Origin of the sequence: Paenibacillus polymyxa (assembly GCF_001719045.1) — a bacterium.
Classification (GTDB): Bacteria; Bacillota; Bacilli; order Paenibacillales; family Paenibacillaceae; genus Paenibacillus; species Paenibacillus polymyxa_B.
Map to the genome: position 1 here is coordinate 779,461 of NZ_CP015423.1, position 15,546 is coordinate 795,006.

At 45.1% G+C, this 15,546-nt stretch carries 8 protein-coding genes (1 of these 8 only partly in view); all 8 read right to left on the reverse strand.

The annotated features are described in order from the left end of the window. Nucleotides 1-9,306: the 5' portion of a hybrid non-ribosomal peptide synthetase/type I polyketide synthase gene (locus tag AOU00_RS03465; protein ID WP_069289928.1), read on the reverse strand. The gene continues 1,836 nt to the left of window position 1, outside the view; the window shows 9,306 of its 11,142 coding nt (coding positions 1-9,306); it begins with the start codon at nucleotides 9,304-9,306; its stop codon lies off the left edge, out of view. Between the two features lie 224 nt (nucleotides 9,307-9,530). Continuing rightward, a complete protein-coding gene (locus AOU00_RS03470) occupies nucleotides 9,531-10,280 on the reverse strand; it encodes a polyketide synthase (protein ID WP_013310979.1) in 750 nt (249 codons plus the stop codon). Nucleotides 10,281-10,325: 45 nt separating this feature from the next. Then, a complete protein-coding gene (locus AOU00_RS03475) occupies nucleotides 10,326-11,087 on the reverse strand; it encodes an enoyl-CoA hydratase/isomerase (RefSeq protein WP_069289929.1) in 762 nt (253 codons plus the stop codon). Continuing rightward, a complete protein-coding gene (locus AOU00_RS03480) occupies nucleotides 11,084-12,346 on the reverse strand; it encodes a hydroxymethylglutaryl-CoA synthase family protein (protein WP_069289930.1) in 1,263 nt (420 codons plus the stop codon). Before AOU00_RS03480 ends, AOU00_RS03475 begins: the two co-directional genes overlap by 4 nt. Nucleotides 12,347-12,361: 15 nt before the next feature. Beyond that, the gene (locus AOU00_RS03485) at nucleotides 12,362-13,600 is read right to left on the reverse strand and encodes a beta-ketoacyl synthase N-terminal-like domain-containing protein (RefSeq protein WP_061828472.1); all 1,239 of its coding nucleotides are present in this window, start codon (nucleotides 13,598-13,600) and stop codon (nucleotides 12,362-12,364) included. Further along, nucleotides 13,597-13,836 (reverse strand): acyl carrier protein, encoded by a 240-nt coding sequence (locus AOU00_RS03490; RefSeq protein ID WP_061828473.1) that lies wholly within the window; start codon nucleotides 13,834-13,836, stop codon nucleotides 13,597-13,599. Before AOU00_RS03490 ends, AOU00_RS03485 begins: the two co-directional genes overlap by 4 nt. Before the next feature lie 47 nt (nucleotides 13,837-13,883). After that, a complete protein-coding gene (locus AOU00_RS03495; RefSeq protein ID WP_237166263.1) occupies nucleotides 13,884-14,633 on the reverse strand; it encodes a 4'-phosphopantetheinyl transferase family protein in 750 nt (249 codons plus the stop codon). 144 nt (nucleotides 14,634-14,777) lie between these two features. Then, nucleotides 14,778-15,299: an antiterminator LoaP gene (loaP, locus tag AOU00_RS03500; protein ID WP_061828474.1), complete on the reverse strand. Its 522-nt coding sequence runs from the start codon at nucleotides 15,297-15,299 to the stop codon at nucleotides 14,778-14,780. Nucleotides 15,300-15,546 lie beyond the last annotated feature (247 nt).

The following is a 15,546-nucleotide window of genomic DNA, read 5'->3' on the forward strand; positions in this document are numbered from 1 at the left end:
CTGTTCCCGGGTGTAGCCCGCGTCCTCCAGTGCTTCCCAGCAGGCTTCAATGAACAGCCTTTCCTGCGGGTCCATACCGAGTGCTTCCCGTGGCGAAATATTGAAAAACAGCGGATCGAATTCTGCAAATCCTTCGATAAAGCTCCCCCATTTGCTGTAGCTTTTTGCATTCACCACCGCTTCCTGTGGATCAGGATGGAAGAACCCTTCCAGCGTCCAACGCTCACGCGGGATTTCGGTGACACAGTCCTTCCCTGCTTTTAGATTTTCCCAATATTCGTTCATGTCACTGGACCAGGGATACTTTCCAGCCATTCCAATGATCGCTATCGGTTCACGCATTTCCGCAGGAGCAGACCCCGCCAAGCTCCGGACGGGCTTCGCTGCCGCCTTTGCCGCAGATGGCACGGCTTCTTCTTCGACATACAGCGTTGCCGCAACTGTTTCCTCCGCAGGCTGTATGTCATGGCTCATCCCGGCCCACTGCATACACTCCTGCGGATATTCCGCCACAAAATATTCCGTCAAGGCGTGCAGGGTCTGGTACTCATAAAACAACGTCTGGGACAGCTCTCCAAAGAAGCCCGCCAGCTTGGCATTCAGCTGGGTAATCATGATCGAGTCGATTCCATAGGTTTCCAGCGGTTCATTGGTTTCAATGCTGCCGACGCTCAGCCGGGTCACCTCTCCAAACAGTACCTTGAGACTATGCAAGGTTTTGTCGTAGAGCAAGCCTGCACCCAGCATAGGTACGCTTGCTTGGTTAGGTACTGCCTGAATGGCACGGACACCGGCTTGTGAAACGGCTTTCGCCAGGTAGGCCTCAATATTCTCAGGTTCCCCCTCCAAGACCATTACCTGCTCCTTGCCGGAGGCCAAGCTTTGGTACAGCGCCCTCATCCCCGACCGAGTCTGCATGGTTGTAATACCCATGTTTTGCGTCATGATCTGTTCCGTGTCCGCATCGATCCGCATCCCGCCCTCTTTCCATAGCGGCCAGCGGATGGATAACGTCTGCCCCCGCCGTTGCTTGGCCCCTACCAGGGCATTCCGGTATTCGGCGTATGCGTCCATAAAGGCATTGGCGGTCGCATAATCAGCCTGTCCCGGATTGCCCAGGCTGCCCGATATGGAAGAAAAGAGCACGAAGAAGTCCAGGTCCTGACCGCTGCTCGCCTCATCCAGATGGGCTAGTCCGCTTACCTTCGGTCCCAGCACCTCTATAAATTCTTCCCTTGTTTTCTTGATGATGAAGTTATCTTGAATCACCCCTGCACAGTGGATAATCCCATGGACACGTCCATATTCCTGCTCGATGCTGTCCAGTAAATCGATAACCGTCTTCCTGTCGGTGATATCGCCTTGCCTGTACACCACGCTGGCCCCTGAAGCTTCCAGCTCCTGCAGCTTCGTCTGCTTGTCTCGGTCCAGCGGCGACCGCCCCGTCAAAATGAAGGTCGCTGCTTGCGTCTGCCGCGTAATCTCTTCTGCAACCAGCAGCCCCAGACTGCCGGAGCCGCCGGTGATCAGATAGACCCCACTATCTCTCCATGGAAGCTCCTCTTTTTGCCCAGATGTTACAAGCCTGCTCCAGCAAGCGGTTTTCCGTTGACCTTCCTCATAGCGAATCCAGCCATCCATCGGGCTTCGACTGTTGTCCTCCAGCTTCGCCAGGATGCCTTCCGCCTGTTCTCCCTGATCCACTTCAATCAGCTGCCCGATGAATTTTGGATTTTCTAGCCGGGCTGTCTTTAACAGCCCCGAAAGCCCCGAAAAGAGCCGCCCTTCCCCAGAGTTCCGCACCACAATCTGGACCAGTACTCTTCCCTTCGGCTTGTCTTTGAGCATACTTTGGATGCTCTCAAAGGCCTGAACAGCATAGGCCTGGAACCGCTCATCGACCCGGCCTTTTCCGGATTGAAAGGCCAGCACCTGCGCAGCTCCATTCAAGCTCGCTTCGAGTTTCTCGTGCAAAACTTCTTCCGGCTCACAAAGCAAGACCATTCGCCGATCATAGGCAGGAGCTTCGGCTTCCAGCGGTATGTCCTGCTTCTTCCAGGCAGGCTCAAATAGCAGTGTACAGCTACTTGTAACCGCTGGCGCTTTCGCTGTTTCGGTTCTTACTGCTCTGGCCTCAACCTCTGGAGCCCAACAACGCTCCTGTGCAAAAGGATACGTAGGTAGACTTATTCTTTTCGGTATGACATTGGAATATAGCAATCGCCAATCTATATAGAAGCCTTTGGCCCACAACTCTGCCAGCTTGTTCATTTCACAATTTGCAATCCATTTGTTCATTAATTCCTTGAAAACTTCTTCCTGTTCAAATAGTTGCACTGAATCTTTTGACTGATTATTTTCTCCCCTCCAGCAGTTCTCGATATGTGCTTGTTCATTCGTGAACGATTGGAGCTTTTGTACCAGCTCGCTCGTATTCTTTACGATAAAAGCTACCCGGTTTTTCATTGCCATTCGTCCTGTCTGAAGCGTAAAGGATACATCCGACAAATTAATGTCTTCAGAAGCTATCAAAAAATCTGAAAGCTCTTGTGCATACACTTTAAGCCGATGATAATGCCTTGCAGATAATGGAATTAGATAGATAGTATCTTCGTTCACAGAATGATCTTTAAATCGTTCTGATTCAGCATTGGCTACAAATTGTTCAAATATGGCATGAGCGTTAGTTCCGCCTATTCCAAAGGAGCTTAACGCCGCCCGGTGAGGAGACGACACCTTCTCCCATTTTTGGAGACGATCAACAACATAAAAGGGTGAATCGGGCAAATGGATATCAGAGTTTGGTTTTTCGTAATTAAGCGAAGGAGGAATCTCATTATGGTATAGGCTTAAAGCAACTTTAATGCACCCCGCCAAACCTGCTGCAGTATCCAGATGCCCGATATTGGTTTTGACCGATCCAATACCGCAAAATTGTTTTTTGGTCGTATACTGCCTGTACGTTTCATTTAAGGCAGCAAATTCAACAGGATCGCCCAATTTTGTTCCGGTTCCATGCGTCTCGATATAACTGATAGATTCGGGATGAATTCGGGTTGATTCTATCGTCTTCTGAATAACTTCAGCCTGACCTTTGACACTTGGGGCATAAAACCCTAATTTGTCGGTTCCATCGTTGTTCACACCTACTCCCCGTAAAAGCGCATAAATATGGTCACCGTCTCTAACGGCATCTGGCGCTTTCTTCAGTAGAACAACCCCAGCCCCTTCTCCGCCAACCATTCCATCTGCCGACTCGTCAAAGGCTTTAATATGTCCATCACTGGAAAAATTCAAGCCGGGTTGATGCACATAGCCTAAACTGGTGAAAGGAAAGATCGTGGATGCTCCGACTAAAGCGTATTTGGCTTCACCAGATAGCAGACTCTGCGAAGCCAGACGCAATCCGACTAATGAGGAAGAGCAGTTCGAGTGCACAAACAGACTCGGACCTTTAAATCCCAATTTATGAGAGATCATGGTAGGAATTGTTCCACCCTGTGCTAAGATCCAGGTTACATATTCATCCGCGTTCTTCAGGACATTAGGCGATTGCGATGCTAAATTGGGAATAAATGCTTGATAGAAGCTGCTGCTTGCTGACATAAACACACTGGTATCAGGAATTTCTTTGCTAATATAGCCAGCATCCTCAACGGCTTTCCATGAATGCTGCAACAGCAATTTCATTTGAGGATCCATAAACTCGGCATTTTTCTGTGATAAACTGAAAAACTCAGGGTCGAAATACTCTTTTCCTTCAATCGTGCATCGTCCGGGAACATAGCCTCGATTCCCGACGATTTCTTTTTCCAGCCCTAATCCAACCAATTCTTCCTCGGAAAAGAAGCGAACACTCTCTACCCCTGCCCTCAAATTGCTCCAAAACTCGGCATGGTTTTTGGCCCCCGGAAAATGACATGAAATCCCTATAATTGCGAGACTATCCTCGAAATAATCTGGGTAGGGTGGCTTGAGGTCGTCTTCGCCTGAATCCATTTTCGGTAAGGCTGTATTCTCAGCAGTATCTGTTTGTTCCGGTGTATGTGATTGTTCCGTTTGAGAATCAACATTCTCACTTCTTGTTTCTGTAATATAGGCACTGAGTTCCTTAACTGTCGGATACTTGAACAATGCTGTCACCGAAATATCGCATTCCAACAATTCCTTGACCCTTCCGATCATCTCTGCTGCTGAAAAAGAATTCCCACCTACGTCAAAGAAAGCATCATCTGTACTTAGATCATCAACATTCAGAAGTTTTTTCCATACCGTTAGAACTTGCTGTTCAACATCCGATTGTGGTAAGTGGATCTTTCTTGTTGTTGCTAACTCGATCCTGCGATTCATTAATTCTTTTCGATCTATTTTTCCATTAGGGGTCAAAGGCAGCTTATCTAGCTCTATAAAAAATGCGGGTATCATATAATAGGGCAAGAAAGTTTTTAAATAGTTTCGCACTTCTTTCGGATCGAGAGGAGGCTTACCGGACTCGGAATTGTTCAGCAAACAGTAGGCAACAAGCTGCTTATTCCCCCCCTGTTCCTTGGCAATCACAACACAATCATCGATTCCTGGATATGTTCTGACCTGACCTTCAACTTCACTCAGCTCGATCCGAAACCCGCGAATTTTCACTTGATAATCCATCCGTCCCACATACTCAATAGAGCCGTCCGAAAGCCACCTGCATAAATCTCCAGTTCTGTAGAGCTTGGTTTCGGGATTGAATGGGTTGTCTATGAACTTTTCAGCCGTAAGCTCTGGCTGGTTCCAATAACCTCTGGCCAATCCGCTGCCCGAAATAAAAAGCTCTCCCGGAAGACCGACAGGCACAGGTCTAAGATGTTTGTCCAAAATGTAAATCTGGGTATTTGCGATAGGCTTACCGATCGAAATAGGCTTATCTGCGTTGATCTTTTGAATTGTAGACCAAATTGTGGTTTCGGTCGGACCGAACATATTCCATGCGTCACAGCTGTTATGAACAAAATAAGATTTCAACGTTTCCGAAAGGGCTTCCCCTCCGCAGAGAACTTTCATGTTCTCTTCGTTCTTCCAGCCGGCTTGAAAGAGCAGGGTCCAAGTCACAGGAGTGGCTTGCATAATTGTCGGTTTTATTCTTTGAATTTCCCGCTTAAGTCTTTCGGTATCCTTTATGTTTTTGGAGCTGCAAATATAGCATTGAGCCCCCTTAATCAAAGGCAGATATAATTCCAGTCCCGCTATATCAAAGCAATACGTTGTCACTGCAAGTAGTTTGTCCTGCTCTGTTAAACCGGGCTGCTCTCCCATAGAAATAAGAAAGTTGGTCAACGCTTTATGTGGAATCATGACCCCCTTGGGTTTTCCTGTACTTCCAGAGGTATATATCACATATGCCAAATGGTGAGGTTGCACTTCCCGTTTGATTGTCTTTCTACCCTTCACATCACTTTTCAGATGATCCCAATCTTTATCAAGGACAATACAGCTAACGTTGTTCCCTTCCAAACGTGACACTTTCTCCAACAACCCCGATTGCGTAATGACCAGTGAAACTTTGGAATCCTGAAGCATATACTCCAATCGGTCCTCCGGATATTCCGGATCGAGCGGCACGTAGGCTCCACCGGCCATCAGGATTCCCAACAGCCCAATCACCATATCTAAAGAACGTTCCATGCAAATCCCCACAAGAGTATCAGGAGTTACCCCATGTTTCTGCAAATATAAGGCCAGCAAAGTGCTCTTTTCTTTTAGTTCCCCATAGGTAAGCGATTCCTTTTCATATACAACTGCAATAGCCTCAGGTGTTTTTCTTGCCTGTTTTGCGAATAATTCAGGGAAGCACTTATCAGGATAACTTGTTCCGGTAGCATTCCAGTCATTAAGGATGATGTCCTTTTCCTCTGGTAAAAGTAACGAATGCTCCTCCAAGGGCCAAGTGGGATTCTCTATAAGTGCTTCCGCTAATTCTATATAACGCTCTGCCATCTGTATGATGGTTGAATGATCGAACAAATTGGAGCGATATTTGATATTTAATATCATTTCCTCTTCCTGCTCTTGCATTTCCAATACCAACTCGTATTCGCCTTCCTGGTGAATTTCTTCAACCAATTCGACGAAAAAGATATCTTTATATGGCTTGCAAAGTTGCCGAAAGCTTGAAGTTGGAAGGAAGTTTTGATAAGAAAAGGCTGCTTGGAAAACAGGTGAGCTCGTCTGTATCCGCGGCACATTCAATTCTCGGACCAGAGCCGGAAAAGGATACGAAGCATGATCCATTCCATCGACTACTGTCAGCTGCAATTTTTTCATGAAATCCAGGAATGTCTCTGTTTCCGATACCTGACTCCGGATTGGAAGCATATTGACAAAATAGCCGATTAAATTATCAAAACGCTGCTCCGGGCGCACCATAACTGGCATTCCAACAATGATATCTTCCTGTCCCGAATACTGGTTAAGCAATACCGCATACATACCTAACAAGACTGTAGATAAGCTCGTATATTGCGCCTGGGCAAAAGACTTTACCCGTTTGACCCATTTAAGCGGAAGCGGCTTGGAATATGTTTGTGCTTCCATGCTTTGAGCCGGAAAACCAGAGCGGTCATATGGCAGCTCCAGGGTCGGTAAAGCACCTGACAGCTGTTGTGTCCAGTAGGAACGATACTTCTCCCCTTCTGCACTCGCTAACATCGTTTGCTCCCATTCAACAAAATCGCCGTAGCTCGCTGCGGGTGGCAACACTGTCGATGTCTTTCCCTGTACCACGTTCTTATAGGCATCTAAAAAGCTTTGTATAAACATGCCGAAAGAACTTCCATCAAAAATAATATGGTGGATGACAACCAGTATGAAATGTTCCTGTTCAGATCTGGACATAACATAAATACGCATCAAAGGATCCTGTTCCAGCATGAATGGTTGCTTTACTTTATTCCTAATAAATGGAATAATCTCATCTGCTTCCAAGGCTGAAATATGCTCCACTTGCACATGAAGCGGCTGCGTGGGTTGCAGCTTTTGATAAGGTATCCCGTTTTCCTCTTCAATCACACTTTTTAAAATAGGATACTGTTCTAAAACGATGTGAAAAGCCCGTTTAATGCTTTCAATCTCAATCTTCGTATTAAACCGGAGGCATATTGGTATATTGTAAGCATTCATCTCAGGGGACATTTTATGTAATAGCCACAACCCTTTCTGAACTTCAGAAAGCGGATTCCTTCGGAAACTGAGCGAATTTTTCTCAGTATTGACCTGTACAGTGGATTTATCTTCTTCAACCTTTTGGGCTAAATATGCCGATAATAGTTGAATCGTCGGGTTCTCTAAAATTTCTCTTGCTTTAACCTTGATCGGATAGGACTTCTCAAGGCCGCGTATAAGCTTCATGACAAGAATAGAATCGATGCCATAACCATGAAGATTTGTATTCAAATTCATTTCCTCGTGCTTGAGATTCAGTTCCCAACACAAAAATTGCACTATATACTCCTGAATCTTCGACTGAACCAACGAAATGGCATTTTTGGTAGCGTCATGGTTTTCTGCAGCGGCTTCTTCCATATTCGAATGTGATGGTGAAAACCCACTCCGATATTGATAAAGTGCTTGAAGCTCTTGTTTGATATAAGCATTGTGGCAGATCTTTCTTTGGATTTTCCCACTTCCCGTTTTGGGTATACTTCCCTTAAGCAGCAAATAGATATCGTAAATTTCAAGTTGATGTGTATTGGATACGGCATTCAGTATGTTTTCGACCAACCGTTTATATTCCTGCTCATGAAGGGGCGCTTCAATTTCCTGTACGACGATTACTTTTTCCTGACCATTGATTTCAGAGGAAAATACAGCGATGGGCAAGGTCAACTCTGGCATATTCTTTTGGATGGTCCATTCAATATCGACGGGATGATGATTTTTGCCGCGAATAATGATGACTTCCTTCTCTCTGCCGATGACATAGATATGATTATCCGCAATGAAGCCAAGGTCCCCGGAACGAAAAAAGCCGCCTTCTTTTGTATCGGAAAGGGCTACTTCAAAAGTGCTATTCGTTTCTTCCTTCCTGTTTAAATATCCCTCTGCCATCCGTGCGGATTTAATCCAAATCTCGCCGACTTCCTCCGGTAAGCATTGTGTATGTCTTTCAGGATGAACAATTCGTATTTGCGTCGGATCTTCAATCTCCCCACAGCTCACTACGGACTTCGATTTGTTCTTCTCATCCGTGTATTGGACTCTTCGTTGCTCCAAGCTAGGGATATCCAAATTAAGGAATCTCATCGACTGACCTGGTTTTATACTGGCGACGGGGCACAGCTCCGATAAGCCAAGGAGGGGACAAAATATATCCTCTCGTAGCCCTAATGCCCGGAATTTATGGATGAAGTTCTCGTAAGTTTCCTTCCGAATGGGCTCACCTGCACATATAATCGCTTGGAGATGGCGAAGTGAATATTGCTTAATTGAAGCGATGTCCAGTGTGGAGCAGCAATAATCGAACGCAAAATTTGGCGCTGCCGTATGGGTAGCCTGATACTTGTCAATCATATGAATCCAATTTTCCGGATTTTTAGCGAAGCTTTCTGGCGGGAGAATAATGCTCGATGCCCCGTTTAAAAGTGGGACTAAAATATTGTTATGCAGTCCAAAAGCATGAAATTGCGGCGTCCAGGAAACAACACGACTATTCCGGTCAATTCTCCATTGCTCAGCCTTGGCCTGATTCATCAAGCAGCTGTGACTAAGGATTACACCTTTTGGTAAGGATGTTGAGCCCGATGTATACATCAAAAGAGCAGTATCCTGCGGCGCTGGCATTCTCATTTCTATGTCAACGTCAACGGCGTCTTCTTGAAAGATTTCATCAATATTCAGGATACGGATTGAATTAAACTCCTCCCGTGTTTGGAGAAATGCTTTGAAATCCGTATTAGTTATGATACATACGGCTTGGGAATCCCTATAAATAGGCATCATCTTCTCAAAGATTTTTTCATCCGGCTCCGAATCTGTAGTAGGTGTAGGTATGGCCACGATATTTGCATAAAAACATGCCAGCATGCTGCTGATATATTCCAGGCCCTGAGGAAATACAAGAAGTGCCCGTTCCTGCTCAGCCAGTTCTTTCAAAAGGATACTGCCCAAAGACTGTATTTGATGTAGAAGCGTATTTCCGGAAAGAATTTGAGGACTTTGGCCTTCTTTCTCAAACGTAAACAACTCTTTTTCAGGAAATTTCCGGCAAGTTTCAATAAAAGAAGCGATCGGAATATCAAGGTTCCATGTTTGGTCATGTTTTCGCATCATTCTCCACCAACTCCTCAAAACACAAAGTTTATATAACATGAGCTAAAGGCTTATCACCCTGTCCATTTTGAGCTATTATTCACGTTTGAAGCATTGCCTGGAGTTGCCTGCTAAAAAAATACATCAAAGAAAAAACGAGTGATGAGGAAGGCTATATGCTTCTTTCACACTCGTTGCTGGTTCGCATGAACAACCGCAAAGGCATTCAACAAATCTCTATTTGGTTATTTTCCAAACAAGTTGATAATTCGTTCTTTAACCTCCGCTTGATGAAAGGTCTTCTCATGCATGATAAGCTCTTGTTCTACGATTTTGGGAAGCTGTTCCCGGAGTGGAGCAACCAAATGATCCTTTAGCGTGATTAAAGAAAATCTGGGTTTCTCGGCTAGCTGCCGGGCAAGATCCATTACATAGCCCATCACTTCTTTGCGGGGCAGGGTCGGAAATGGAACTCCCCGTTTCTCCAGTTCAACGCCTCGATAATTGCCCCCATTTAACAATAGTTCTTCTCCCAAGCTGAACCCTAGTTTTTTAGGAATGATATACGTGGCACCCATTCCCGGTGTGAATCCGTATCTCATAAAATTAGTTGTGTACACACTTTCCTTGCTTAGGACTACAAAATCAGCAAATAGCCCCATTACAAAGCCACCGCCCACCGCATGTCCCTGCATGGCAGCTATCACTGGAACTTTACAGCCCAATGCAAGAGAGTATATATTTTCATCGGTAAACTTCGAGATTCCTTCATGTAAAGCCAACAGTCCCTCTTGCGTCCCACCCGTGGCAAAATAATTATCGTATCCTGTTAGAATTACGACTTTGCAGGTTGAATCTTCTTGGATCGTCTTGAACGCTTGTCTTAGTCCATGGGTCATTTCAAGCGTAAATGTATTTTTATGAACTCTATCTTGCATTTTCACTTGAATAATGCCTCGCTCGATTTCAAGTAATTCAACCACGGATTGTGACATTATGATCTTCTTCCCCCCTGCATCCCCATCTTGTGGCGCACGCCATCAGTCCATCCACGGAAATTGCCCCGTTTCAACGTACCGGAAAATCCCCTTAAGATTTTGAGAATCTGAAAACACCTCTTGATTGGACGCCAACGCTAGTGGTTTACATTGACGCAAATCGTTGAGTTCATCCATAAAGCGCTTGTAGCGTAAGATCCCCTTCTTGGTCAATCGTCTGAGGCGTAATAAATGTTTGCGTAGCACCATCTCGCTCTGAACATCGTACGCATCAACCAATCCCCATACATGGGCTTGTTGAACCGAAACGGGCTGCGTCATTAGTGTTAAATAATGCGCTTTTTGGAATCCAATCCTGCGGACTAAAAATGGTAGAACGCAAGCAGGGAAAAGTCCGAATAGCAATTCTGACAAGCTGAACTGTGCCGTCTCGTCAGCTATCACAATATCGCTGGCAGCAATAAATCCGACGCCACCAGCGTTTGCTTTTCCTCGCACATGAGAAATCGTAATATAAGGCCCAGTTGCTAGTTTTAACCACAGATCATACATAGGTTCTGGACTCATTGCATGTTCTTGTCCACTTTCCACTTTTTCACGCATTCCCTCAAAATCCGCCCCAAAACAGAACACCTCTGGCAGACCCTCCAAAACTACGATCGTAACCGACTCCTCACACAGCGCTAGCACATGCAAGCACTCCTCGATGAGGGTATTATTAATCGTATTATTTGCCTCCGGTCGGTAAAACCGAATATAACAAATCGATTCTTGAAACCGAACCTGAATCGTTTGATAACTCATGATTCCCACCTGTATTTACGGTGGAATTCATAGATTTCTTCCAAATACAACCGCTGTCTCCCTTTCCCGGAAGCTATCACCCCCGGAATCAATTGAAAATCCAGCTTGGCGTTGCGGGTTCCAAATCGTACGGCGCCACTGCCTTTTAGCAGGGATTCATATTCGTCCATAGATAACTGATAGCGATCATTCAAATTACGCTCGATTTCAAAACGCCGCAGATGTTCCTGGCTTTGCGGCATAACAACCCCGCTATAAAATTCAGAGCAGCAGCCTGACCCGTAGGAAAAACAGCCGATTCGCTTTGGAGCATCGAATGTACCCTGATCAATCGTACCTGCCAAGGAGAGGTACAAAGTCGCCCCCATAATATTACCGACTCGTTGGCAATATGCCAATCCGGGCTTAACACGTTGTAAATAATCTGCCTCAATCTCATTTGGTTTGGATTGAGTCAACCTTCGCATCATCGTGCGATGCGCCCCTTTTACCATTCCGCCAAAAGGAGTATGAAAGGCAAGATACTGAAAGGTATCTTTATAATCCACTCCTTTCACCCGTTTTTGATATTCCAAAAATGCTTGCTCGCAACAATCCAGATAGGACATTAAAGACAAATCTGCATCCCCAGCCTCGCTATCTGGAATCGGCCGGCAAGTATCCATCACCTCATAGCCATAATATCCATTAGCGCCTGCATCGATTTGAAAAACATGAGGATTTTCACTAATGAGCATTGCCACGGCCCCTGCGCCTCCACTGGGCTCAGCATAAGACCAATCCTCACTCAAGACATCCCCGCCTTCAGCAGCAATAAATCGTGAAATATCACTGGCAATTACAAGCGCTTTTGCTCCTGGCGAGACCTGAGAAAGAATAAAATTCACCGCCATTTGGAGTCCTGCAGTACCGGAATAGCAGGCTTGCTTGAGCTCGAATAATCTGCAATTCCGATTCAACCCCAAATAGTGGTGAATATATGTACTGATTGATTTCCCAAAATCAATACCTGATTCTGTACAGGTGATAAGCATTTCGATTCGGTTTTTTTCCGCTTCTGAAAGAGCGTCCACCAGCGGTTTTGCCGCATTTACTCCAAAGGTAACTGGATCTTCATAAGGCAGGGCAACCGCCTTTTCTTTCATTAATAAATTTTCGAACCTTGCAGGATCCAATTGCCTGTGTTGGGCTAATTGCATAACATCCAGATAGGCGGAGCCACCAAAAACGTTCATTGCCTCAATTCCCACGACAACCATAATCGTCCCCCTCTCTCAAATACGCGACTCACATTTTTGCATACAAATGGCCGTATTGATTCCACCAAATCCCATGCTCAGATTCATGGTATTGTGAATAATTGCTGGTACAGACTCATTCTTCACCCAATTGCAGTCCAAATGGATAGGCTCCTCCAAATTACGGGTAGGGTGAAGTCTCGACTCCGACATTTGTAAAAGAGTAGCCACAATTTCAACCGTTCCTGCCGCGCTCAAGCCATGACCGATAATGGATTTGGTTGCATTGATATAGGCATGTGACAATTTACAATCCTGTAGTGCCTTTATTTCTATCTCGTCTCCAACAACCGAGCCTGTCCCATGGGGATTAATATAATCAATCTCTTTCGGTAGTAGCTTTGCTTTCTCCAAAGCTCTTCTAATCACTCGGGCTTCGCCTTCGTAAGAGGGATTGGGATTCCGGTTTCGATCCATTCCCATATCCCATCCTGCAAGTTTGGCATAAGGTTTCTCCCGACGCCTCACGGCAGAATCGGCCCGTTCTATGACTACAACCCCGCAAGATTCCCCATAGATGAACCCGTCCCGCGACTGATCAAATGGTCGACACGCCATTGCAGGTTCATCGGCATATCGGTCGCTTCCCATCGCTCCCAAGGACCGCAATGCCTGGCATTCCATATACGAAATATCCATCAATGCCCCCATTGCAATACAAACATCAACACGATCTGCTTGAATGGCCTCAATTGCTTGAATGATTGCGACTTGTCCACTCGCGGATGCACCACCGACGGTATAAGCTAACCCCTGAATGCCGAACTGTTCGGTACATAGTCCGCACAAATCAGTATCCATAAAGGAAACCCCATAGGTCGGCGGTACAAAGCACATTTTTTCCCGATAGGCCTCATAGGTCTGAAATAGCTCCCGTTGCTGAAAATTGGAGCCTCCAACCACCAGTCCAATACGGCTAGGATCAACGTTATCCAATTGGGCATCATCCCAGGCTTCTTGAAGGGTTACCATGGCTACCTGCCCCGAAAATGATGCTGTACGTAACATTCGTTTGGATAATGCCTTCGGATAAGACAAGGGTGGCAGCTCCGCACCTATAAATGAAGCTTCGCCTCTTCTGCCAGGGCGCTGCATGACGCCAAATGCATGCTGCCCTTTGAACAACGCCGAGGCAAAAGCAGCCTTCCCCTGCCCAATCGCCGAAGTCACGCCAATCCCCGTAACGACTAATTCAGACTTTTCATAATTTTTCATAATTTCGCATAAAGTGCATCTGTCAATTCCCCTATATTTTTCACGCCAGACAATTCGACACGCGGAATATGAAGAGATAATGTTTCCATCGTCTTGTTTACAATTTCGGCCCGATCTACTGAATCTGCACCCAAATCCACCAATCGATCGCCATACTCGAACGTGTGATCTTGTAATTCAGGAAGCACTTCACGAATACAACGTTTAACAATATCGAATACTTCTTCCTTATGCATAGGTATCCTCCTAAAAATAAATGTTTTAAAACTCAACAACCCGGTATTCAATAAGCATGACCTACAAACGGATTTCGATGAAAAATTGTATTGAATTTCTCATAAATCCGAGAAGTATTCATACTCCATTCCGTCTTCCTTGGTGCTACAATCGTGCAGATATAGTCACCTAACCGGTAAGACTGGGCAGCATATTGTGGAAAATGTGAAAATGTACTTTGGAAGTATCCATCCACCAATCTGGTCTCATTCATTTCAAGTACATGCAGCGATGTTGTAAAACCTGTGCGCAATATTTTCGACAGGGCCTCCTTCACTGTCCAAAAAACCGTCAATAAAGCTGAGTACTCCCCTACTCCTCGCACGACAGAGATTCTTTCCTTTTCTTCCGTCGTCAGTTGGCTTTCAATTGTCTTATTTCGCTTAGAATCAATCCTCTCAATATCAATGCCCATGGGATGCGCTTCGGGAAAAACAACAGCCGCTCCGATATAGTCGCAATGGGCAATGCTCACCTGGTAACTGTGGACACCATTGATTCGAAGCATGGGCTGGCCAAAGACACCTGTCTCCACACTTACGTTGCGCAGGTTTGGCTCGCTTAACAGCACCGAAACCGCTTGTTTCGCACTTAGCCTGCCAAGCACAAAGTTGGTTTTCCGCCGATGGAATACCAAACTCTCGAAGTAATTACACTCATCCGAATGAAAAACTTCCCGATCAAGGGGAGCGTCTGCGTTATAATCTGCATGGACAAAACTGACGGCCGCCTTCATCACGGCATCTTCCCGCTTCAATATTAGTTGTTCTGCATACGAGGCTACGCATATCCCCCCTAGTAAACTACTAACTTAGCAGTCCAAATCAAAAAAGGCCTTCAAATCCCTTAAGGGTTCTGAAAGCTTCCTCATAAAGTATGAACTCGTCATAAGTTCTCCACTTTAAACCTTACTTATAATTTCCAACGCTACCCTCACTAACCTAATATCACCCATAAATTCCAACTGAATGACCGCTTGTCGTTTATGTCTATCTATTTTCTTGACTATACTCCCCCTTCCTTTAAGTGGGCCATCTAGAATACGTATATTGTCTCCTTCAATAATTCCAGTTGATGATTCTATACAATAGCTATCATTGCATAGACTCTCTAACATTTGTTTCTCTGAATCTCTCATTGAAGCTTCAAACTTCGAGTATCTCAATAAACGAATGATATCACTAGAAGTGCAAATCATTGAATTTGTACTGGTTACGAACTGCAAGTCAGGTAAATTCGACTCAATAAATACATAGCTTGGGAACAAAGGAGCCCATTCTTTCTTTACTATTCCTGCTACTTTAAAAAGTCTCTCTTGGAGAGGTATAAAGGGTTTGTAGACTTCAGAATCCAACCACTCATTAATAAGCTGCTTGACCTGTTCTTCCCTACCCGTTCGCACAAAAAACACGTACCAGCTCACTTAACTCATCTCCTATAAAAACGTACTGCCAAATCATCTTCTATAATGTCTACTACCCATATACATAGCTTCGCCCTTTCACTTATCCTACTTGATAAGCTACAATCTCTCACGATATATCCCTCATTAATGGTTAACGTGACCCGCCAGCGATTAACCACAGACAAGTTCCTTTATTTTTCATATAATCATATAATTGGAATAATGTTTTTCCATTATAATCCTCTACTCAAACCCTGTCAATTCA

Coding starts and splice junctions, on each gene's coding strand:
- AOU00_RS03470 (WP_013310979.1), bottom strand. CDS start 10,280: ATGTCACAATCCGTGGTTGAATTACTTGAAATCGAGCGAGGCATTATT.
- AOU00_RS03475 (WP_069289929.1), bottom strand. CDS start 11,087: ATGAGTTATCAAACGATTCAGGTTCGGTTTCAAGAATCGATTTGTTAT.
- AOU00_RS03480 (WP_069289930.1), bottom strand. CDS start 12,346: ATGGTTGTCGTGGGAATTGAGGCAATGAACGTTTTTGGTGGCTCCGCC.
- AOU00_RS03485 (WP_061828472.1), bottom strand. CDS start 13,600: ATGAAAAATTATGAAAAGTCTGAATTAGTCGTTACGGGGATTGGCGTG.
- AOU00_RS03490 (WP_061828473.1), bottom strand. CDS start 13,836: ATGCATAAGGAAGAAGTATTCGATATTGTTAAACGTTGTATTCGTGAA.